Origin of the sequence: Veillonella parvula (genome assembly GCF_040094895.1) — a bacterium.
GTDB lineage: Bacteria > Bacillota > Negativicutes > Veillonellales > Veillonellaceae > Veillonella > Veillonella parvula_L.
Genome location: NZ_JBBNGV010000001.1, coordinates 62085 through 84595, shown reverse-complemented (window position 1 = coordinate 84595; position 22511 = coordinate 62085). Strand labels below are relative to the sequence as shown.

At 38.6% G+C, this 22511-nt stretch carries 23 protein-coding genes and 1 tRNA gene; 2 read left to right on the top strand and 22 right to left on the bottom strand.

Annotated elements, in window-relative coordinates; all coding sequences use genetic code 11:
- Window positions 1-215: 215 nt before the first annotated feature.
- The 5 genes from AAAT26_RS00375 to thiT form a co-directional block, all read right to left on the bottom strand.
- Complete coding sequence (locus tag AAAT26_RS00375; RefSeq protein ID WP_004696586.1) at window positions 216-1244, bottom strand: AraC family transcriptional regulator; 1029 nt, start codon at window positions 1242-1244, stop codon at window positions 216-218.
- Between the two features lie 114 nt (window positions 1245-1358).
- A complete protein-coding gene (locus AAAT26_RS00370) occupies window positions 1359-1694 on the bottom strand; it encodes a cupin domain-containing protein (RefSeq protein ID WP_004696587.1) in 336 nt (111 codons plus the stop codon).
- A 355-nt stretch (window positions 1695-2049) separates the two neighbouring features.
- Window positions 2050-3285, bottom strand: coding sequence for a molybdopterin molybdotransferase MoeA (locus AAAT26_RS00365; RefSeq protein ID WP_004696589.1), 1236 nt, complete (start codon window positions 3283-3285; stop codon window positions 2050-2052).
- Complete coding sequence (gene mobB, locus AAAT26_RS00360) at window positions 3266-4390, bottom strand: molybdopterin-guanine dinucleotide biosynthesis protein B (protein WP_004696590.1); 1125 nt, start codon at window positions 4388-4390, stop codon at window positions 3266-3268. The genes AAAT26_RS00365 and mobB overlap by 20 nt, the downstream gene beginning before the upstream one ends.
- Window positions 4383-4913: an energy-coupled thiamine transporter ThiT gene (gene thiT / locus AAAT26_RS00355; RefSeq protein ID WP_004696592.1), complete on the bottom strand. Its 531-nt coding sequence runs from the start codon at window positions 4911-4913 to the stop codon at window positions 4383-4385. Before thiT ends, mobB begins: the two co-directional genes overlap by 8 nt.
- A 183-nt stretch (window positions 4914-5096) precedes the next feature.
- On the opposite strand from thiT, the gene AAAT26_RS00350 reads away from it, so the two are divergent.
- On the top strand, window positions 5097-6083 hold the full coding sequence (locus tag AAAT26_RS00350; protein WP_004696596.1) for a GMP reductase: 987 nt from the start codon (window positions 5097-5099) through the stop codon (window positions 6081-6083).
- Window positions 6084-6220: 137 nt separating this feature from the next.
- On the opposite strand, the gene AAAT26_RS00345 is transcribed toward AAAT26_RS00350, so the two are convergent.
- From AAAT26_RS00345 to ilvB, 12 genes are all read right to left on the bottom strand, one after another.
- Window positions 6221-7414, bottom strand: coding sequence for an MFS transporter (locus AAAT26_RS00345; protein ID WP_004696599.1), 1194 nt, complete (start codon window positions 7412-7414; stop codon window positions 6221-6223).
- Window positions 7415-7581: 167 nt separating this feature from the next.
- The gene (locus AAAT26_RS00340; protein WP_004696601.1) at window positions 7582-8760 is read right to left on the bottom strand and encodes a M20 metallopeptidase family protein; all 1179 of its coding nucleotides are present in this window, start codon (window positions 8758-8760) and stop codon (window positions 7582-7584) included.
- 173 nt (window positions 8761-8933) lie between these two features.
- Complete coding sequence (locus AAAT26_RS00335) at window positions 8934-9116, bottom strand: hypothetical protein (protein ID WP_004696604.1); 183 nt, start codon at window positions 9114-9116, stop codon at window positions 8934-8936.
- Between the two features lie 137 nt (window positions 9117-9253).
- Complete coding sequence (locus AAAT26_RS00330; RefSeq protein ID WP_349208740.1) at window positions 9254-10441, bottom strand: aspartate aminotransferase family protein; 1188 nt, start codon at window positions 10439-10441, stop codon at window positions 9254-9256.
- A gap of 85 nt (window positions 10442-10526) precedes the next feature.
- Window positions 10527-11384 (bottom strand): acetylglutamate kinase, encoded by an 858-nt coding sequence (gene argB, locus AAAT26_RS00325; RefSeq protein WP_349208738.1) that lies wholly within the window; start codon window positions 11382-11384, stop codon window positions 10527-10529.
- Between the two features lie 10 nt (window positions 11385-11394).
- Complete coding sequence (gene argC / locus AAAT26_RS00320) at window positions 11395-12345, bottom strand: N-acetyl-gamma-glutamyl-phosphate reductase (protein WP_349208737.1); 951 nt, start codon at window positions 12343-12345, stop codon at window positions 11395-11397.
- Between the two features lie 110 nt (window positions 12346-12455).
- Complete coding sequence (gene argF / locus AAAT26_RS00315; RefSeq protein WP_349208735.1) at window positions 12456-13466, bottom strand: ornithine carbamoyltransferase; 1011 nt, start codon at window positions 13464-13466, stop codon at window positions 12456-12458.
- A 31-nt stretch (window positions 13467-13497) separates the two neighbouring features.
- Window positions 13498-14682 (bottom strand): M20 metallopeptidase family protein, encoded by a 1185-nt coding sequence (locus AAAT26_RS00310; RefSeq protein ID WP_287501440.1) that lies wholly within the window; start codon window positions 14680-14682, stop codon window positions 13498-13500.
- 217 nt (window positions 14683-14899) lie between these two features.
- On the bottom strand, window positions 14900-16222 hold the full coding sequence (locus tag AAAT26_RS00305; RefSeq protein ID WP_287501439.1) for a fibronectin type III domain-containing protein: 1323 nt from the start codon (window positions 16220-16222) through the stop codon (window positions 14900-14902).
- A gap of 6 nt (window positions 16223-16228) precedes the next feature.
- A complete protein-coding gene (locus AAAT26_RS00300) occupies window positions 16229-16819 on the bottom strand; it encodes a beta-class carbonic anhydrase (RefSeq protein WP_120055482.1) in 591 nt (196 codons plus the stop codon).
- Window positions 16820-17003: 184 nt separating this feature from the next.
- Complete coding sequence (ilvN, locus tag AAAT26_RS00295; protein WP_004698541.1) at window positions 17004-17516, bottom strand: acetolactate synthase small subunit; 513 nt, start codon at window positions 17514-17516, stop codon at window positions 17004-17006.
- 8 nt (window positions 17517-17524) lie between these two features.
- Window positions 17525-19252 carry a biosynthetic-type acetolactate synthase large subunit gene (gene ilvB / locus AAAT26_RS00290; protein WP_349208733.1) on the bottom strand — a complete coding sequence of 576 codons (1728 nt, stop codon included), beginning with the start codon at window positions 19250-19252 and terminating at the stop codon, window positions 17525-17527.
- A gap of 192 nt (window positions 19253-19444) precedes the next feature.
- Between ilvB and AAAT26_RS00285 the strand changes: the two genes are divergently transcribed.
- Window positions 19445-19723 carry a hypothetical protein gene (locus tag AAAT26_RS00285; protein WP_004696628.1) on the top strand — a complete coding sequence of 93 codons (279 nt, stop codon included), beginning with the start codon at window positions 19445-19447 and terminating at the stop codon, window positions 19721-19723.
- Between the two features lie 77 nt (window positions 19724-19800).
- Here the strand turns inward: AAAT26_RS00285 and AAAT26_RS00280 are convergent, their stop codons facing one another.
- The 5 genes from AAAT26_RS00280 to AAAT26_RS00260 form a co-directional block, all read right to left on the bottom strand.
- Entirely contained in the window at window positions 19801-20301 is a 501-nt protein-coding gene (locus AAAT26_RS00280) for a folate family ECF transporter S component (RefSeq protein ID WP_004696629.1), read from the bottom strand.
- Entirely contained in the window at window positions 20291-20638 is a 348-nt protein-coding gene (locus tag AAAT26_RS00275) for a nitrous oxide-stimulated promoter family protein (RefSeq protein ID WP_004696632.1), read from the bottom strand. Before AAAT26_RS00275 ends, AAAT26_RS00280 begins: the two co-directional genes overlap by 11 nt.
- A 9-nt stretch (window positions 20639-20647) precedes the next feature.
- Entirely contained in the window at window positions 20648-21463 is an 816-nt protein-coding gene (locus AAAT26_RS00270; protein ID WP_004696635.1) for a class I SAM-dependent methyltransferase, read from the bottom strand.
- 371 nt (window positions 21464-21834) lie between these two features.
- A tRNA-Arg gene (locus tag AAAT26_RS00265) sits at window positions 21835-21909 on the bottom strand.
- Window positions 21910-22016: 107 nt separating this feature from the next.
- Window positions 22017-22475, bottom strand: coding sequence for a low molecular weight protein-tyrosine-phosphatase (locus tag AAAT26_RS00260; protein ID WP_287502073.1), 459 nt, complete (start codon window positions 22473-22475; stop codon window positions 22017-22019).
- Between the last annotated feature and the right edge of the window lie 36 nt (window positions 22476-22511).

Genomic DNA, 22511 nt, shown 5'->3' with positions numbered 1-22511 from the left:
TTATTCTCTTTTAACCCATTAAAAAATACAATTTCACCTATATGATTGTACAAAAAAAGAGCACTACCATCGGATCGTAATGCTCTTTCACCATATATTTTAATAGGATTAACAAATATACAAAATCACCTAAACCTAATGATTGTATATCCGCTCAAATTTAATCTCAAAAATATGCAACTATAATCAGTTACAATGGTATATAACAATACCAGTTAATCTTGTAATTTTTTTACAACCATCTCAAGTTGTTCTCTAACGTCATTTAACTTTTGATTAGCCACTTCTAATCTAATCTTATTAGTAGAATCATCTTGATATGGTAAACAAGATTGTAGTATCTCTATAATATCCTGTTCTTGTATTGATATAATTTCCTTCCAATCATGTAATTTTGTTTTACGTCCTATTTCGTTTGCTTGCTTACGATATTCAGATGGAGTGGTATGGAAATGTTTTTTAAAAGCTACATTAAAAGCTTTAATATCCGCAAAACCACAGCTACTTGCAATATGTGCAACTGCATCATTAGAATTAACTAAACGAACTGTAGCCTCCCTCAATCTTAATCGTAATACATATTCAAGGAAGGAGACACCTAATTGGCGTTTAAAAAATTGTGATGTATAGTTCACATTATAGCCACCTATTTTTGCAAGATTTTCTAATTCAATTTTTTGCTGATAATTCTCATCTATATAAGCAATCATTTTATCGAAGGTGGCTACTGTTATATCGACAGGCTTTGTATGTACATGAATAGATTTAACCTTATTAATTTCTTTATATATATCGCTAACTAAAGATAAATAATGATACTCCACATCTAATCGATTAGTAGGACTTTCACCATTCACCATCAATAACATCATCATAGCCGCATGATGACGCAATGTGGTAAAGAAAGAGTTGTACCGATTACTTTCATCAGAACGTAATACAAATTGATACATTCCAAAGTTAGGATCAAACTGCTGAAAGAAATCCTTTCCGACATGAATAACAAGAGCTGTCGTATCTTCTTCCAACGCCAATGTAGCATGACCCACTTGAGGGGAAATAATAATGGTATCAAGAGGTTCCATTGTAAAAACCTCACTATTACAACTCATATCGATTCTGCCCTTTAACAAGATCAAGACTTCAACGCCACTGTGCCAGTTGTAATGATATGTACTAACCTTGTATATATCACTATTGAAATCTATATGATTGTGTTTATAGGTATAATGAAAGTAATCCATCTAGCATTCTCCCGAGTACAACTAATTATGAGGCACATCTTAACGATTTCATTTTTCAAAGCATATAAAAATGCATCCCTTCCTAATCCAAGGGATGCATTTATTATGATATATTTATTTAACTACGGTCAACAGCATCTTAAAGCTTTCTCTTGCATCTAGGCTATGAGGTACTTCCGATGGCATAATTAAGGTTTCACCAGCCTTCACATTATGCTCCATATCACCAACAACGATATGCGCTTCTCCATCGAGGATTTGCACAATCGCATCGCCTACTGTTACATGCGTAGAGATTTCTTCCCCCTTAGGCAGCGCAAATAGTGTAATGCTGAGTCGCTCATTTTGAGCAATTGTAATACTAATCACTTGCCCCTCTTTATACTCTAGGTGCTCACCTAAATGCAAAATTTCGTTTACCGGGATATTTTTTGTGAAAGTCTTACTCATAGAAATCACTCCTTATATAGCTATATAATAGTAAAAGTAAATAAAAAGTAGATTAAAACAATTTTATCAAAACCAATTGATATAACTAAAAATATCCTTCCCTTAATTTTATTATAATTTAATTGAGATTTAATTTCAGTATCTTTGGTAACAAAATTAAACTTATTTTTTGATAAACGAAATGTTTTGAATAAACGCAAAGACGAGGCCTCCTAAGAAACCTCGTCTTTTTTACATTATGGTTAGCCATAAATATTATAGTTTTTTAACTAGTATATTTGTATCTAAAACTCTAAAACGCTATAACTCTAAAAAATCTAATGCCTTAGAGTAAGAGTCTAAAAATCAAAAGGGTCTAAACTGCAGGCAGCAAGCCTAATAGATACACATTAAATGTATCACCAGGATGTACTTCATGAGTTCCTCGTGGAATACATGCCAACGCATTCACAGTATATAGCCCTAACATGCTACTACTATTAAAATGACGGTTAGCCACAAACCGTGGCACACCACCGCCGAACACCACTTTTCCTTGTACATAGCGATCAAAAACATTACGTTTGAAGATTTCTGTATCCATTACGCAAGCCACCACTGGAGTCGTCCAATTAGCCAACCCTTTATAACGCTTCAAGGTAGGCGCTACGATTAAATGCCATCCATTAAAGGCAGCCCCTGGATTACCGGACAAACCAAAGATAATTTGACCTTTCCGGGTAACCGCACCATATGATGCTGCACCTGGTCGCATTTGAATACGGGCATAGATAGATTTTGCCCCTAGTTTTTCATAAATAAGAGGCATCGTATCAAAAAGGCCTACCGATACACCACCAGAACTGATAATAATATCTGCTTCTTCACTAAGTTTCAAAACATGATTGATTTCAGAATCTAGCTCCTCCGGAGCATCACTTACATGATAGTGTGTTATCTTGTGAAACCCTAAATCCTCCAAGAGCCCACAAATCATAGCTCGATTAGAGTTATAAATTTTACCAGGTGTTAAACTTTCACCAGGTTCAATAACCTCGTGACCAGAGGTAAGAACTAACACGCGAGGCATGGCATTAACAGATATCTCAATAATACCGAGTCCCGTCAAAATGGTTTGTACTGTAGATGTTACCTCTGTACCACGTGGGATTACAATGGTGCCGGCAACACACTCCTCACCTTGTGGAATAATATGATCACCACAATGATATTTGCCTTGAATCGTAATTGTAGTTTGTGGTTCACCAGTGCCAACCACTTGTTCTTGCATGATGACAGTATCACATGTGTCTGGTACCGGTGCACCAGTCATAATACGCACCGCATGACCAACGTCTACGGGATGTTCCCATACAACACCAGCACCAATAATACCGTCAACGATATATTCATTACGACCTTCTTCGTAGGCGATGGCATAACCATCCATAGCAGATTTTGGGAATGCAGGTACGTCTGTCGGTGCAATAATGTCCTCTGCTAACACGTACCCCTTCGCAGCCTTAACATCTATTGTTTCAACTTTATGAACTTGCGTTTGTAAGGCTTCATCCCATAATTGGAGAGCCTTCTCAACAGTAACGACGGCCATTTAAACTCCTCATCATTTCCTGTATGTGGCGTACCAATTCAGGTACGTCTTGATCCAATTTGCCAATTTCTATCGTCGCCACTCGGTCCATCGGATCCGAGATTAGCTCTTCCGTATATCCCTCTTGAGTAACCTCTATAATTGGGGCAATCCCTTGGGATCTCGTTTCTAGTATAACTATATCTACAGGCATAAACTGTGATATTTCATACAAGTTGGATTGTTCTTTCGTACGTATGCGAATCGCTGTTTCAGTAGGCCCTGCAATTGCAACCGCATCAGCTCCAGCTTTATAGACAAGGTCTGTATCTGTTCCTTCATGATCCATCTGAAAGCCATGCTTATCGCTTTTTACTACACCAACCGATAAACCGATATTTTGTAACTCACACACAAGACGCATTACAACAGTTGTCTTACCTGTTTTACGTTTTGATGCGACCACACTAATTAAAGGTACACGGCGAAATTCATTTTCCGCCAAAGCTCGCGCCCATTGATAATCTTCAAAGCGATTAATATTACTTAATTCCCAGCTATAGTCAGTCGCATCAATGGACTCAATATGCCCAATGACGTCAAGAGCATGATGCAAGGATACATTTTCGCCAACAAGAATAGATTGAATTAAGGACGCAATATATGGCCTATAAATACCCGCCATCGGCTCAGATTTTCCACTTTCACTATATGGGACAATGGCATTCCAATCATTATGCTCTACTTGATAGAGCCAATCATAATACAAATCCATTTCCATGAATGGCATATCTACTGCCATTACCGCATAAGCAGAACTAGTACCAACCGCTAGAGTACTATACAGCCCTCCTAAAGGTCCGCATCGCCCAACAGAATCCCGAACAATAGAAACCTTATTTTTCTCATCGTTCGACAATGTATCTATAATATGAGTCTGGATAGCAAGTCCTAATTGCTCGTCATCACCGATGGAGATAAGAATATCTTGAACATCTGCATCTAATCCCTTACGAAGTGCATGAGATATAAGACTTTCACCATTAATCCAAGGCAACAAAGCTTTAGGTCGCCCCATTCTAGTACTGAGTCCTCCAGCCAAAATAATTAAACCTAATTTATCCACGACGTTGTAAACCTCGTTTGACACCTTGGTAGACGAATAGTAAAACTGCAATATTTAAAAGGCCATCTGGCACCATATAGGATGCATTATAAATCATAGAATAAACCCAAGGATTCTGCCCTTGTGGAGCATAGCTAGCAAAGACTACAGCACCACTCGTAACAGATGCTCCCCAACGCAATACAATACCTACGATGGATCCAGTGATAAGTCCAGAAAGAGAATCTTTAAAATAACCACAAACGCCAATAGCACCGTAAGCAACCAGGTAGTCTAATATAATACTTAAATAATGAACAGATGATTTAAAGCCTAAAATAAAGTGTAATATACCATATACAACACCTGCGAAAATACCTCGTGTTCCGCCCCAACGATATGCGTAAATCATGAGTGGTACCAAAGCTGCCGCCTTAATAGAGCCCCCCTGTGGCATATGAAAAATCGTAATAAATGACAACACTTGAGCAATGGCAATTGCTACGCCAGCTTCAGCAAGCATACGGGTTTTAGACTGTTCCACATTAATCAACCTCCTTTTACCATATATCTATAAATGAATATATTATTTATACAATCTACTTGTATTGTACTACAGTTTATCCCTTATACCAAACAAAATATTCGGAACGTATTGAAAATTTTATGAGTCTCTTGTATAATGGTACAGGTTCAATATGTAATACTCGAAGGAGATATAGAAACTATGATTAATACAACTAACATCTTTGATTATGAAGACGTGCAATTGATTCCTAACAAATGTATTGTCTCCAGTCGTAGCGAATGTGATACACATGTAAAATTAGGTAAACGCACATTCCGCTTGCCAGTAGTACCTGCTAATATGCAAACTATTATCGACGAAGAGTTGGCTGAAAAATTAGCTCGTGAAGGGTATTTCTATATCATGCATCGTTTCCAACCAGAACGTCGTATGGACTTTGTAAAACGCATGCACGACCTTAACCTATATTCTTCTATTTCTATCGGCGTAAAAGCTGAAGAATTTGCTTTAGTTGATGAATTTAAGAAAGCAAACTTAACCCCAGAATATATCACTATTGATATTGCACATGGTCATTCCAATGCGGTCATCGAAATGATTCAATACATAAAAAAGAACTTACCTGAAACCTTCATTATCGCTGGTAATGTAGGCACTCCAGAAGCAGTTCGTGAACTAGAAAATGCTGGTGCTGATGCGACTAAAGTAGGCATCGGTCCTGGTAAAGTATGTATCACAAAATTGAAAACTGGCTTTGGTACTGGTGGCTGGCAATTAGCGGCTGTTCGCTGGTGCGCAAAAGCAGCTACTAAACCTATCATCGCTGACGGCGGTATTCGTGACCATGGCGACATCGCAAAATCCATTCGCTTTGGTGCTACTATGGTTATGATTGGCTCCCTCTTTGCAGGTCACGAGGAATCCCCAGGGGAAGAAAAGATTGTTGACGGCAAAGCTGTAAAAGAATACTTTGGTTCCGCTTCTGAGTTCCAAAAAGGGGAACGCAAAAATGTAGAAGGTAAAAAAATCTTCATCGATTCCAAAGGTTCTATCTTCGATACATTAACTGAAATGGAACAAGATTTACAATCCGCTATTTCTTACGCTGGCGGTACGACTCTACAAGCCATCCGCAAAGTAGACTATGTGCTTGTTAAAAACTCCATCTTCAATGGCGATCGCTAATCTAATCAATATATAATGATAGTTCTAAAAGCCACAGGTTCTAGACCTGTGGCTTTTTAATGCGAGAAATACATAAAATATAAAAATATGAAAAAGGAGCTACGATACGAAAATCGTAGCTCCTTAATTATAGGCTATTAAATTTGTTCTTCACTAAGACCACAGTCTTTACTCATTAAATGGTATGCGTATTTACCAATACCTGCACTTACAACAAGCAATGTAGTCAATACGATAAATGCTACTGTAAGACTTGTACCGTGCGCAATGAAACCAATTAAGGCAGGTCCCATCAAAATACCCATATAACCGAGCATTGTGGATGTTGCGACCGCTTGTGTCATAGGAATGACATTTTGTTCCCCCATTGCAGAGAATAGGTTTGGTACTATCATAGCTAATGAAATACCCAATAATAAGTAAGTATACATGGATGCATGACCTGGCAAGAACACGATAAGCCCCATCGCAATAGAGCCAAGTAAGTAGCCACCAACAACAACTTGCTTTGATGTTAAGTGTTTACCTAATCTATTACCAAGCAAACGGCCTATACACATAGTACCATTAAAGAGCATTACACCCATGACAGCCTCTTCGATAAGAATCCCTTTATCTTCAAATAAATATAATGCACTCCAATCCCCTACAGCACCTTCTACCAAGTAAGAAACAAAGGACAATAAACCAAAAATAAGAGCGATTGGATGGAAGGACAATGGACTTTTAGATTTTTTAGTAATCTTTGCATTTGGGTCACTACCAAAGGTCAACATAAATTGGCTAACTATGACCATCGCAATAAATAATACGATGAGTAGCCCCCAAATACTTTCATTAACAGGCAGCGATAAGATTTTTAAAAGCACGAGCAAAACACCGGCACCAGTAAAACCACCTAAGCTCCAGCCACCGTGATAGGCGCCCATTAAATGTTTTTTGCTCACCTTTTCTGTTAGGATAGCTTGTAAATTAGCAGAAGCACCACTAAGGCCTACACCAATACCAAAAAAGAACAGGGCTACTGTTGTTGTAGCAATAGTAGGACACATAGTAACGATGGCAAGAGATACCATACCAATAAAGCTAGCTAACAAAACGACTCTCTTACACCCAAAGCTTTCTACAAGCTTACCTGCTATAGCCATGGATAAACAAGAACCTACACCGAGCAACAAAATCATGGAACCTAATACATCTTCACCAATACTAAGTTTTGCTTTTAAATATGGCACAAAACCAGCCCATAAAGCTGTGTACATACCGGGGATAAAAAATGCCCCAAAAGCACCACGAATATTTGCTGTTGAAATAGAAACTTGATCGTTCATTACATCCTTTCTGGCTTCTAGAACCGTCCGGCGAAGAAAGGTCCTTTTTATCCGCAAAGCTCTAAAATATGCACTATTACAGGAAACCATTTTAATTACATATGACTAATATTGGAATATAATAAACCCCTTTACGAAAAAAGTAAAGGGGTTTATTGGGTTAAAATTTATTTATTTTCTTTTAACCACTGAATGGCATATTCCGCATACACCGCAGATGCGGCAGATAATACAGTATCATCCATATTAAATCTATTATTATGATGATCGTATGTAGCTTCTACATCAGGGTTTTGAATACCAATAAAGGCAAAGCATCCCGGTTTATCTTGTAAATACCAGGCAAAATCTTCTCCAGGCATGACTTTACGCATCTTAGAAAGCTTGTCTTTACCCAATGTATCAATAACGACACGTTCTGCCAGTTCACTGGATTCAGGATCATTAATAGTAGGGGGCACTTTTTTTACATATTCTAATGTAGCAGTCGCTCCATAGGCCTCTGCAGTGTGTTCTACAATGCGGCGAATAGTATCGACAATATATTGTTCTTGGTTTGGATCAAAGAAACGAACTGTACCGCCTAGGGAAGCTTCCCCAGGGATGACATTCCATTCTGAGCCAGAATGAATATTGCCAATCGTAACAACGACGGAATCAAGGGCACTTACATTGCGAGAAACCACGGTTTGTAAATTCATAACGATGGCACTAGCCACCACGATAGCATCAATCGCTTGATGAGGCTGTGCACCATGACCTTGTTTGCCTTTTACATTAATAGTAATCTGGCTACTCGCAGCCATACGAGGACCCTCTTCTACAGACATGAGTCCCGCTGACAAATCGATCCACACATGCCCTCCAAAGATAGCATCTACCTTATCATACCAATCGCCAAATTTAATGAAATCCGGAGCCCCTGCTCCAGTTTCTTCCGCAGGTTGGAATGCTAAATACACATCGCCTTCAATACGGTCTTTCATAGACATTAGCATCTTAGCCGCACCTAATAAAATAGCCATATGTCCATCATGACCGCAAGCGTGCATTTTGCCTTCTACTTCTGATTTATAGTCCACTGCATTATGTTCATGAACAGGCAGTGCATCGATATCGGCACGCAACGCGATAGCCTTTCCATGTTTAGCACCATGGATAATGCCGATTAAGCCGATACCACGTTCTGTGTCTACATGAACCTCTACGCCCATTGATTCTAGTTCTTTAGCGAGTGTCTTTGTCGTCTCAAACTCTTCATTGCTGAGCTCTGGATGTTTATGAAAATATCTACGCCAATTTTGAACGTAGCCTTTATATTGCTCTATTAAATCGCGACTATGCATCGTATCGCCTCCTCTAATATCAATATGCATCGCTAATATATAACGATTAAACAGTCTCCGAATTTATAAATACAAAACCTACATGCACCAAGAAAAACCCCTTATTTAGGGGAATAACATGGTAAAAGTAAAAGAAAACGACAGGCAGCGCGCCATGTCGTTTTCTCAGTTTCTTATCGGTTGCGCAATACTGCTTGTACCGCTAAGGATACAACAGCTGTTGCAACTGTCACAGCAGCGGTGATTTTCGCCGTTGTGATAATTTCTTCTTTTGTAGGTTTTGCTTTAGCTGCAATGTCCAACGTTTTTGCTACCGCTGGAACCAATACTTCATTACGTAAGGATTCTGTATTCATATTTACTCCTCCAATATAGACTGTTTCTTTTAGGGTAACACGAATACGGAGTAAAGTCTATATAATCATCGGTTTATTTCCATAGTTCAATGTTACATAACTATAGTAAACAATATTTATGAAAGTTAAACAAAATCTTACTGTGCCGCTAATTCTTCAATTACATCAGCTAAAATAGCAATAGCTTTTTCTAATTGTTCTTGCGGAATATTAAGAGCTGGTAAAAGACGCACCTTATTTTTAGCAGATAAGCATACTACACCTTTCTCAAGACATTTAGCTATAACAGCTTTAGCATCAACCGTAGTTTCAATGCCAAGCATAAGGCCCATACCGCTAACACCAAGAATGCCAGTTTTACCAGTTAAGGTAGCCTTTACATATTCCCCTTTTGCTTTTACAGAGTCAAGGAGTTCAGGAGTTAACCGGCTAATAATAGTATTACCTGCAGCTGCGCAGATTGGATTACCTCCAAAAGTAGTAGCATGAGCACCAGCATTTAATACATATTGCATCTTTTCATTGAATAAGGTGGCACCCATGGGTAGACCTCCGGCCAAACCTTTTGCAGTAGATACCACATCTGGTTCGATACCAAATTGTTGGTATGCATATAAGCTGCCAGTCCGACCATTACCAGTTTGTACCTCATCGATGAGTACCAGTTGATCGTGTTCATGAGCATATTTTGTTACGCTTTGGACAAACTCCTTATCTAATGGCATAACACCACCTTCACCTTGAATAGGTTCCATCATGATGGCACAAACAGCTGGATTAGCAAGGGCTTTCAAAGCCGCATCAATATCATTGGCTGGGGTATAAATAAAGCCTTCCGTAAATGGGAAGAAATGTTGATGGAATACATCTTGTCCTGTCGCGGACAAGGTGGTAATAGTACGACCGTGGAAACTATTGACTAAGGTAACAATTATATGACGCCCTTCGCCGTATTTGTCATGGCTATATTTACGCGCTGCCTTAATCGCACATTCGTTAGACTCCGCACCAGAGTTAGAAAAAAATACCTTTTTCATCCCCGTTTTCGCACAGAGCTGTTTCGCTAGCTCAATTTGTGGCAAGGAATAGTATAAATTAGAAATATGATTCAACGCATGAGACTGCTTAGTAATAGCGTCAGTCCACTCATCATCGTCAACGCCAAAAGCGGTTACTCCAATACCAGATCCGAGGTCGATATACTCTTTACCCTCTACATCCCATAAGAGAGAACCCTTCCCTTTTTCAAAGCATACGTTAAACCGACCATACGTATTGGCTATATATTCTTTATCTTGTTGTTCAAAATCGATTGCATTACTCATTATATCCTCCAAATGTACGGTCATGCCGTCGTCTATCTATGTAAAAGATACCCAATAGATGATTACCAGTATTATGTTTACTATATTAAGCAACAAACATTGTGCCAAGGCCTTCATCGGTTAATAACTCGATAAGAATGGCATGTGGAATTTCACCATTGATGATAAATACCTTTTGTGCCCCAGCTTCTATGGCTTCTAAGCAGCAATCTACCTTTGGAATCATACCGCCTACAATGACACCATCCGCTTTTAACTGAGCGGCCTCGGCCATCGTAATTTTAGAAATTAAAGAATCTGGATCATGCACATCTCGCAGTACACCATCAATATTGGTCATAGCCACCATGGTTTCCGCCTTGAGGGCACCTGCAATTTTCGCGGCTACCGTATCCGCATTAATATTATATGTCTTGCCATCGGCTCCCATGCCGATAGAAGAAATAACTGGAATATAGCCACGGCTAATTACGTCATGGATAATACTCGTATCAATGGTATCAATATAACCTACGTAACCAAGTTCTTCGTTTTGTTTATGAACTTGAATCATGTTGCCATCTACGCCACAAAGGCCAACAGCTTTGCCACCAAGATCCGTTAAATCCGCCACGAGCCCTTTATTCACCTTGCCGGCTAGCACCATTTGTACAACATCCATCGTTACTTCATCGGTAACGCGTAATCCATTAGCAAAATGTGATTCAATTTGCATCGCCTCTAAGGTACTATTAATAGCTGGACCACCACCATGAACGAGGACTACTTTTACACCCACTAATTGGAGTAATAGTAAGTCCTTCATAACGGATTTTTTTAATTCTTCATCAATCATGGCATTGCCGCCATATTTAACGACAACGTACTGATCTGTGTATTGTTTTATATATGGAACGGCCGCCGTTAAGATATGCGCCCGCATTGCATTTGTTACATTCTTCATAGATTCCTCTCTAACCTAATACTAAACCAGTATCCTCTGGTAAACCCAATGCAATATTCATACATTGAACGGCGGCACCCGATGCACCTTTACCTAAATTATCGAAAATGGCGTGAACCATGATGCGTTCATCGTTACCAGTGACATAGATTTTCATACTGTCCGTATTGCTCAATTGGTTAGCGTTTAACATACCGCTATTGCTATTTTCAGTAAATGGTGCAACCGTAACGATTGTACTATCTTTGTAAAAGTCTTCTAACGTTTGTTGTACCTTATCAATACAAACAGGTTTATGACATAAACGACTATGAATACCTACGGTAACCTCCATCCCAGAATAGTAATCATCAACGATTGGCATAAAAATTGGTGCTTCACTAAGGCCGCATACATGTTGTACTTCGGGTAAATGTTTATGTTCTTGACCAAGCCCATATTGACGTGGAGCATAAAGGAAATAGTCCTTAGGACTACTTTCATATTGACCAATCATCTTTTTACCACCACCGCTATAGCCTGTTAAGGATGTAATGGTGAAAGGATAATCCGCTGGCACAAGCCCTGCTTTTACAAGAGGTGTTATGCAAGCTATCATACCACTTGCATGGCAGCCAGGATTTGCAATATGTTTTTTAGTAGCAATAGCTGTCTTATAATTAATACCAAGTTCTGGAAAACCATAGGCCCAATCAGAATCAGTTCTAAAAGCGGTAGATGTATCAATTACCTTGCACGGCAAGTCACCGATAACCGCCATAATATCTTTAGATGCCGCATCAGGTAAACAAAGAAATACGATGTCTGCCTTTTTTGCAACCACTTTAATGGCCTCTACATTTTTGCGATCCTCATCAGCAGTCGCTAAGAGTTCTATATCTTTTCGATCGGATAATCGTTCATGAATTCTAAGACCCGTTGTGCCTTCATGACCGACAATAAATACTCTATGGGGTGTCATAATAAACCTCAATTCTCACCTATTGGTGACTCACACCTATTTATATAGCCCTTTATCCAATATAAATAAAAAACAAACGATACCATACATCACCATTTAGGAAGATGAATTTATTTCAATGGATAATCTCCAAAGGTAGCAACCATAACTGCCTTAATCGTGTGGAGACGATTTTCTGCTTCTTGGAACGCCAATGAGTTTGGACCTTCGAATACTTCTTCGGCTACCTCAATGCCATTCATACCAAACCGTTCATAAATATCTTTACCTACTTGTGTTTCTGTGTTGTGGAACGCAGGTAAACAGTGACAGAACTTAGTATTGGGATTGCCAGTTAATGCCATCATTTCTGCATTTACTTGGAACGGTTTAAATGTATTGATACGTTCCTCCCACATATCGTAAGTATCGCCCATCGTTACCCACACACCAGTGTAAATGACATCTAAGCCTTTAACACCTTCAGCTACATCATCTGTACAAGTGATAGTAGCACCTGTTTCTTTAGCCACCTTTAAGCACTCTTCGTAGAATGGACCAGCTGGCCAGTATTGTTTAGGACCAATAAGTCTGAAATCCATCCCCATTTTAACGGCACCACTCATCAAAGCATTGCACATATTAGATTGACCATGACCTACATAGGCAAAAGAAATTTCATTCAACGGTTTGTCGATATTTTCTTGAAGTGTTAAGAAATTGGCTAATGTTTGTGTAGGATGATCCATATCGGTAAGCCCATTCCAAACTGGCACACCAGAGTATTCCTCCAATGTATCTACGTCCTTTTGGTCAAAGCCTCTAAACTCGATGGCATCATACATGGAACCGAGAACACGAGCCGTGTCCTTTAAGGATTCTTTCTTATTCATTTGAGAACCTGTAGGACCAAGATATGTTGTAAAAGCACCTTGGTCAGCTGCCCCTACCTCAAAAGCACAGCGGGTCCGCGTTGAGTCTTTTTCAAAAATTAGAACAAAGTTTTTACCTTCTAATGTTTTAATTTCCTTACCCGCTTTTTTATCTGCTTTTAATTTAGCTGCTAAATCTAAAAAGTATTTAATTTCCTCTGGTGTATATTGAAGCATTGTTTTAAATGATGTATGTTGTAAACTTTTCATGATAACCTCTTATTTCAAACTATGTGTTTAACTACTTTTCTTGTAAATATTCGGCGGCAATAGCTGCCATCATTGTTATACTAGGTTCGAGGATGCTTTCATCGATGGTGAAAGCTGCATTATGCAAAGCCGGATTGCCTTCAAAGCCAGTGCCTAACCAAAGGAACGCACCTTTGATTTTATGAAGATAGGCGGAGAAGTCTTCTGCTGCCATAGATGGGAACTCAGGATGTACCACTGCGTCTTTACCAAGATATTTCTCTACAATGGATGTGGCATAATCAATGGCCTCTGGATTATTGATAGTTGCACCATGTCCCCTTTTATAATCCAAAGTGCTTTCCGTTTTAAACATCACATCGAGGGCCTGTAAACTTTCACCTAATCGTCGCTCAATATAATCACGTTTCTCTGGTTCATAGGTACGACATGTACCTTCTAGATATACATCGCCACAGCCTACATTGTATCGATCACCGCCATTTATAACACCTATGGTACATACAAGATTTTCCATAGGATTCGTTTCACGAGCTACCATAGACTCCACATTTACAATCCAGTTTGCGGCTGCTACAATTGCGTCTACTCCATTATGAGGTTCTGCACCATGAGTAGCTTTCCCTTTAATGTGTACGAGGAAGTGATCTGATGCAGCCATCAAATTACCTTTTTTTAGACCTACAGTGCCAACGGGTAATTGTGGCCATACATGAAGTCCATATATTTCATCTACGTCATCAAGGATACCGCTATCTACAATACCTTGTGCTCCTGGGAATAATGCTTCCTCTTCGGAAGGCTGGAATACAAGTTTTACAGTGCCGTGCAATTGATCTTTAATAGACTGTAAAATCGCTGCTGCACCAAGCAAGATTGCCATGTGGCTATCATGACCACAAGCATGCATAACGCCTTCATTTTGTGAAGCAAAGGGCAAGCCTGTTATTTCATGTATGGGTAATGCATCCATATCGGCACGCAATGCAATAACAGGGCCTGTATGAGCACCTTCTATCTTACCGATAACAGCATAATCGGAAACATCGTTTACAAAGGGAATTTCTAGTTCACCAAGCACCTTTTGAATAAATAAAGATGTATTTTTTTCTTCACCCGACAATTCTGGATGACTGTGAATATGTCGACGCCATTCCACAACTTGTTCTTTATATTGGGAGGCATAAGTTTTTATTAAGTCTTGTAATGCATTCATTACTCTATCTCCTTTATACACTATATGCATAATTTATACATATTTAGCGTATTTTTATAATCTATGTACGTATTATAATACTACATTTTATAATAAGCAAGTTTTTATACGTATTTTTCGTATTTTTATTTGTTATATTGTACATTAACTTTACTCATAAATGCTTAATGCTTTTTATTAGACAAAAAAGACACCTCCCAAAGGAGGTGTCTTTCTCTTATTTTTCAATGACTGATTCGTCAAGCTGAGTACCATCAGGTAAAAATGATTTTACAATCAGCTTATTTGGTGTTACGGTCATAGACATATAATTATTCGTTTCAGGCTGAGGTGCTACATATACATCTAAGGGATGTTGCTTCCACTTAGGACGTCGTGCATCACCAGCTATACCTGTAAGGATATATAGTGGACCAGATGGGTCTCGATCAAAGTTTCGTACATGGCCACGGTTGCGGTATGTATGTAAATGAGCAGATAAAACTAAGTCTACATTAAACTCATCGAAGATAGGCATAAATAATACGCCCTCATCATCGAAACCTACATCGCGACTTGCACCTGGTCGGTCAAAGGCATATCGGAATGGATCACGATGCATGAGGACTACAGTCCACTTTTTAGTATTAGCTGCTAAATCTTGACGTAGCCACTGAACCTCTACATCGTACAAATCAGGATGATGAGTATCATGATTATCCTCATGATTACTTTCATACAACATCGTATCTAATACAACGTAATGCACATCGCCAAAATCATAGGAATAATAACGGCGATTAAATATTTCATTCCCATTAGGCGGTACTGCGAAGTAATTCAAATATGCATAAGGCTCGCGCATTTTCCAATCTAATGTATACATCTCATGATTGCCTAAGGTCGTTGCTAACGGCACATTAGCACTCAATGGTCTGATGGAATTCAACCAAGTGCGCCATTGATAGTCTTGTTCCCCATTATCTACAAGGTCCCCCATGCTAATATACAGGGCTGTCCTTGGATTGCGATGTGCGGAATCCTTAACAATCTGCTCCCACGCAGAATAATCACCAGATTGAGAATCTGGATAGATAAGAACATCATACACACTGGAGCCAGCAGTTTCCAACGAATACCAATCACTGCGACGATCACTACCATAACCAACTCGATATTCGTATTTAGTATTAGGCGCCAAACCAGTTAATGTCCCCTCATGGATATAGGTAGTACTACCATCATCGGTAAAAGCTTTGTCTGTAGCTCTTATCGTTTGAGTCGTATCGGATCCAACAAGACGATACTCTATTACCGCATCAGCTTCACTGCTATCTGATTGCCACATAATAGTACGACTCGTGCTGTTATCTTGAGCTACGATTTGTCGAATATAACGGCCTTCAGAATCTAGGAGTGGCTTAATATCTTGTCCACTTACAACGGCAGCCGTTCTAGCTATGCGACTCTGTATGGCATCCTTATAGACATATCCACCTACAACAGCACAGATCAAGGCAATAATGGTCAGTACGGATATAATTAATCTTTTTTTGTTCATATAATTCTAATTCTTTTCGTAATATTGTTTCATTTGTGTATAGCCATTAACAATGACTTCGATTTCACCCGTTCTAGGATGGAAGATAAGACCGTGAATAGGCACATCTTTAGGAATCAAAGGATTCATACGCAATTCGTCTACTGTATCCTCTACATTTTCAGCAGGATGTGTAAAGCCATCAGCCCAGCGTTCCATTTCTTTACGGATCATATGAATCGCTTCTGGTGCAATACCACGAGCCAACATTTTTTCTGTTAGATCTTTTGCCGTAGTTTTTGCCATACCACATTCGTGATGACCAATGATAAAGATTTCGTTAACGCCTAGCTCATAAATACAAACAAGTAAACTACGTACAACGCCATCAAAGGGACCTGTAATACAGTTACCTGCAGTCTTTACGATTTTCGCTTCACCGCGCCCAATATCCATGGAATCTTCTAAGAAGTTAACAAGACGTGTATCCATACATGTAACAATTGCCATTTCACGACTAGGCATTTTACTACACTTTGTATCTGTATCTACATAACCTGTATTTTGATCTTCTACATATTCTCGATTATGGGCTAAAATATCATCTAATAAGCTCATAGTACCTCCTATATAAAATGACTTTGGCATACAACCAAGGTCTCTATATCAATAATGCTCGATATACATATTATATCATATTAAGTTGTACACGCTTTAAGCCACAAAAAATAGGTCTATTCAAATACATGTATTATATATTTGAATAGACCTAAATCGCTTTTAAAGTGCTAGAGTACACACCTTATCTATCAGGTGTAGATAATGCTTCGATAGCTACGCTACCACCGCGTACAACTTCAATACGATTGACGAACATATCTTTAAATAAGGCAATCATGTCATTATTTTTAGATACGGTCTTTACACATTGTACTAGTACAGATTTACGATTATAATCCACAACTAATAGATCAAAGGTTTGGGCAATGCGGAAGATTTCTTGTTTATCCGCTTCTTTACAGCTATTGACCTTGATAAATAGTAATTCTTTTTTCGTAATTCGCATGTCCGTAAAGTCGATAACCTTAATCACCTCTACACTGCGATTAAGCTGTTTAATGATTTGTTCATATGTCAAATCGTCACAAGTAAGATCAATCGTCATACGAGACATGGTAGAATCTTCAGTTTCCCCTACAGTCAATGTATCAAGATTATAATTTTTGCCTGCGAAGAGGCCTGAAATCTTAGCTAGTACACCGATTTGGTTTTCTACATACGCTGAAATACAGCGTTTTTTCATATGTACTTCCATAGCGCCTCCTATTTTTTATCCTTCAACAACATATCACTTAAAGACTTACCTGCTGGTACCATTGGCAACACATTGAGTTCTGTTGGAATGATAAACTCAAGTAATGTAGGGCCATCTTTGAAAGTATCCGCCAATTGGAATCCTTTTTCGATGTCCTCTACCTTTGTAATACGCATTGCCTTTGCGCCATAAGCTTCTGCCAATTTCACAAAATCGGGTACATATTCAAACTCATCATTGTCGATTATGTCTCGCGTAACAATGGCACTTTCATCCATCATCAAGTTCGTACAAGCGTAACGTTTATCGTAGAATAATTGTTGCCATTGGCGTACATTTCCGAGGAAACCATTATTTAAAATAATTAGCGTCACAGGCAAACGGTAGTGCATAGCAGTGGCAAACTCTTGGATATTCATTTGCACGCCACCATCACCACAGATGGCAAATACACGCTTATCTGGATTTCCCATTTGCGTCCCTAATGCAGCAGGGAAACCATAGCCCATAGTCCCTAAGCCACCAGACGTCAACATTTGATATTGACCTTTCACATCAAGGAACTGGGTAGTCCACAATTGATTTTGACCCACATCGGTTGTAACGATAGGATGTTCATAATGATGATTGATGTACTCGATAACAGTTTGAGGTGTTAACCCCTCTTCGTCAGCTTGAGTGACAGGGCGCTCTGCCTTAAGTTGCTGTAATTGTTTTGGCCAGTCGCCAAGATCGTGAGGTTCAATATATTCTAAGATTTTTTCTATAGCCAATTTAGCATCTGCTACGATTGGAATATCAACCTTAATATTTTTAGAAATAGACGCCGCATCTACATCAATATGGATAATCTTACAATTTTGTGCAAAGGTACTTAGTTTACCAGTAATACGATCATTAAAGCGCGTACCAATAGAAATCATCACGTCACAATCAGTTATGGCTACATTAGGCGCATAGCCACCATGAATCCCTACATTACCAAGATACAATGGATGACGGCTATCAATAGCACCTTTCCCCATCAATGTTGTTACTACAGGAATCCCTGTTTTTTTAACCAACTCCATCATAAGGTCGTTAGCACCACTAATGCTTACCCCACCGCCTAATAGGAATAGAGGCCTTTTAGCTTTACTAATAATAGAACAGGCCTTTTTAACTTGACCTACGTGAACAGTGGTATTTGGTTTGTAACCGCGAATATTAACCTCAGTAGGATACTCATCAGAGCCCATAGCCTTTTGAATATTTTTAGGAATATCCACAACCACAGGACCTGGTCGACCTGTGCGAGCAATATAAAAGGCTTCTTTCAAAATACGACCAAGCTCTTTACGATCACGAACGGTAACAGCATATTTACAGATATTGCGTACAATGCCAACAGTATCTACTTCTTGGAACGCATCATTGCCCATCAGACCCAAGTCAACTTGACCTGTAATACAAACGAGAGGAACACTATCAGAATAAGCAGTAGCAATACCAGTCACAAGATTTGTAGCACCAGGTCCAGAGGTTACCATACAAACCCCTACTTTACCGGTACTACGAGCATATCCATCTGCCGCATGGGCCAATGCTTGCTCATGACGCGGCAAAATCACTTTTACCTTATCTTGCTTATATAATTCATCCATGATATCAATAGTAGCCGCCCCAGGATAGTTAAATAAAAACTCTACCTGCTCCTCTTGAAGGGCTTTTACCAGATACTGTGCGCCTGAAATCATAGGTATCTCCTTATTTATATAATGCATGCATATCGAATTCTCAATATTCACATCTGATATATCTAAAAAATTGAATATCTTATATAGATATGTTATACTCAGTAGTGTACCATATGTTGTGGTACATGAATATGTATAAAATCTCAAATTATAGAAATATATGTAGATTCTATTTTGAAAGGACTGAATATCATGAAAGAAATATTAGGTTTCCATTTAAACGGTTGCCCTTATTGCGCTAATGCATTCCGTGCTATCGATGAACTCGTTGCAGAAAATCCTGCATACGCAGATATTCATATCAACTGGGTTGAAGATCAAGATGCTCATGAGCTCTTCAAAACTCACCCATATGAATACTATCCGAACTTATGGTTCGACCTCGACAAACAATACGAGGCACAACCTGGTGAAAGCTATGCCCAAACAAAATCTTTAATCAAAACTGTATTGGACAAAGCACTCGCGTAAAACGCTATATTTACAAATAATAATGCACCCCTAACATATAATCTAATGTTAGGGGTGCATTTTAGTATACTGTAAGATTATGGCTTTTTTTGTACCATAAACTTACTGACTGCTTTATACACAATTAAAATCAATGCAATTTCTAAAGGGAAACAAATGATATTTTTAATAAGACGTCCAATAAATATAGCAGATACTGCTTTGTTATAAAATATTGTGAGCCATATTGTATTTAATATCAGATGTATACATACAGTAACAATCGTCTCCGGTAAAAGTAATTGTTTAAATGTAACATTACGTCCGTGTAAAAAATACCCATACACATAGCCTACAAGAAATTCAGATATGATAAAGCCGGGAAAGAATACCCCTTGTCCAAATAAAGACATACCTATAAAACAGGCAATAGCAGCCATTATACCTGCTGCCATAGGCCCATAAAGAATACCAAATATAGCGGTTGATAAAAATCCAAAGGTAATATGTATAAATGTAGTATGAATAGCAAATATATAAGATAGTAAAACCGTCAATGCTACAAACATTCCTGTCTTTACAATCATATCAGTTTTCATAAGAAGTACGACTCCTTTTTCTATCCTTCCACTCTAAATACATATGGCGAATAACTTGAATTGGTGATATAAATAACATTCTAGGTCCACCATAGCGCATGATTTCACGTATTTTTTCACGATACGTAGGCGCATAGCAATGCGTTTTACACACGCTGCAGAAGGTCTTGCTTTCCATATGAGGACATACATCTATACGATGTTCAGCATATTGCCAAACTTTTTGACACTCCTCACAGAGTTGTCCTTTAGGAGTGTGGTGCTTATTATGACAATAGATGCCAATAATCTGGTACATAGTTTTTAGTTCTAACTTACGTTTCTCATCAACTGTCATGTTTCTCTCCTATTTCACAGACCATGAAACCCAAGCCACCTTATCAACAGTCTTATTATGGATTTCTCCATCAATAGCTAGTGGCTCAATGAGATTTCTAATCTCTTCTTTCATGTCTTCCATGTCTCCCCATCCATTATTATGAAGTCGCATGGTAAAATAATTAACTGCCTTTTCAAGAGACATAACCTCTGTTTCAGGAACCGTTTTATAAATTACTTTTACATTATGCCCCATCTCATGGATAGTATCTAAACACTCTTTCATCTTACCATCCCATGGAAAAGAATCACGTCCAAAGAAATGTTCAGATAACATATCTACCATTTCGTCGCTCCGTTCGCTAAATGCAATCCATAAACATTTATCATTACTTGCATCGTGCATGGCGCGAATATTTTCTACATCAAACATAATCGGGCAGAAGATACTATATGCCAAGTCAAAGCTTTTATCCCAACCTAATTCTCGACGAGTTTCATCAGACCAAGGTCCAATATATAAGCTAAGATCTAAACCTTCTGACTCTGCCAATTGTTTAGCACCGCGAATCATACCATCAGATAAATCGATACCAGTCGCCTTATAGCCTTCCCGAGCTAACCCAAGTGCGTAGTCACAAACACCACAGCCTACATCAAGTGTACGACCATTCGATGAAGGTAATAAATTTTCATCCTTTAAGAAGGCTAAAAAATCAGTGACCTGTGCCTTGCGATCCTCGCGATTGTGCATTTCTACAAAGTACTCGGAACGATGATTCCATGCGTCTTGCTCATCACGCCAAACTTCGTTGACGGTAAGCTCTTGTATTTTATTTGTCATATTATCCCCTCTAAATAGCCACATCCCTAAATGGATGGGCTATTGATACATATATAAGTAATATTCACTTAGTTAAATTCACTACGTAATTTAACGCTCCCCTATATGTCCTAGTGTTCCGGCTAGGATGTTCAGATTTTCATATAGCTATCCTTATTGTACATCATTCTCAAAACAAAATGTGTTACCCAAATCACATTTATTATGTTATTTCGATATTATTAAATATAAAACTCTATATCGAAATCTTATCAGCACCTCAGCTCATGTATTTATCTATCTCTAACTAATTCATGCATATATCGCCATGTATTTCTCTCCCCTTAATACATACAAAAAAGGCCTCTCGAAATTTCGAGAAGCCTTTTATTTGGTGCGCCTAGCAGGATTCGAACCTGCGCACCCGGTTCCGGAGACCGGCGCTCTATCCCCTGAGCTATAGGCGCATGAATACCTAAAAATTATACCATATTACGCTATGGTTCGATAGTATAAAGTATGGGTACTAGGTTTATACATAAAAGCCCCTAATATTAAGTTGTATATCAACTTATTACAGCCTCTCTTTAATTAATTTTAGTAGAGCATCACAGCTACGACTTACATCATCATAAGTTTCGTCAAAGTTTCCCGTATACCAAGGATCCTTTACATCACGACTTTCACCAACGAAAGACATTGCCTTGTAAACCTTAGCATCTACGTCATCCCCAATGATACGCTTTAAATTACGCGCATTATTTTCATCCATAATAACAAGGTAATCAAAGTTATGATAGTCATCAACCGTCACTTGACGTGCCTTGCGACGAGTATAGGGAATACCCATTTCATCTAATTTCTCTGTAGTCCCATAATGAGTGTCGTTCCCTATCTCCTCACGAGATGTAGCTGCAGACTCAATATAAATAGAATCACTTAGTCCAGCCTGCTCAACGATATGCTTCATATAAAACTCTGCCATCGTAGAACGGCAAATATTGCCATGACAGATGAATAAAATATTAACCATTATAACTCCTAATGAATAGAAACTTAATCATAAAAA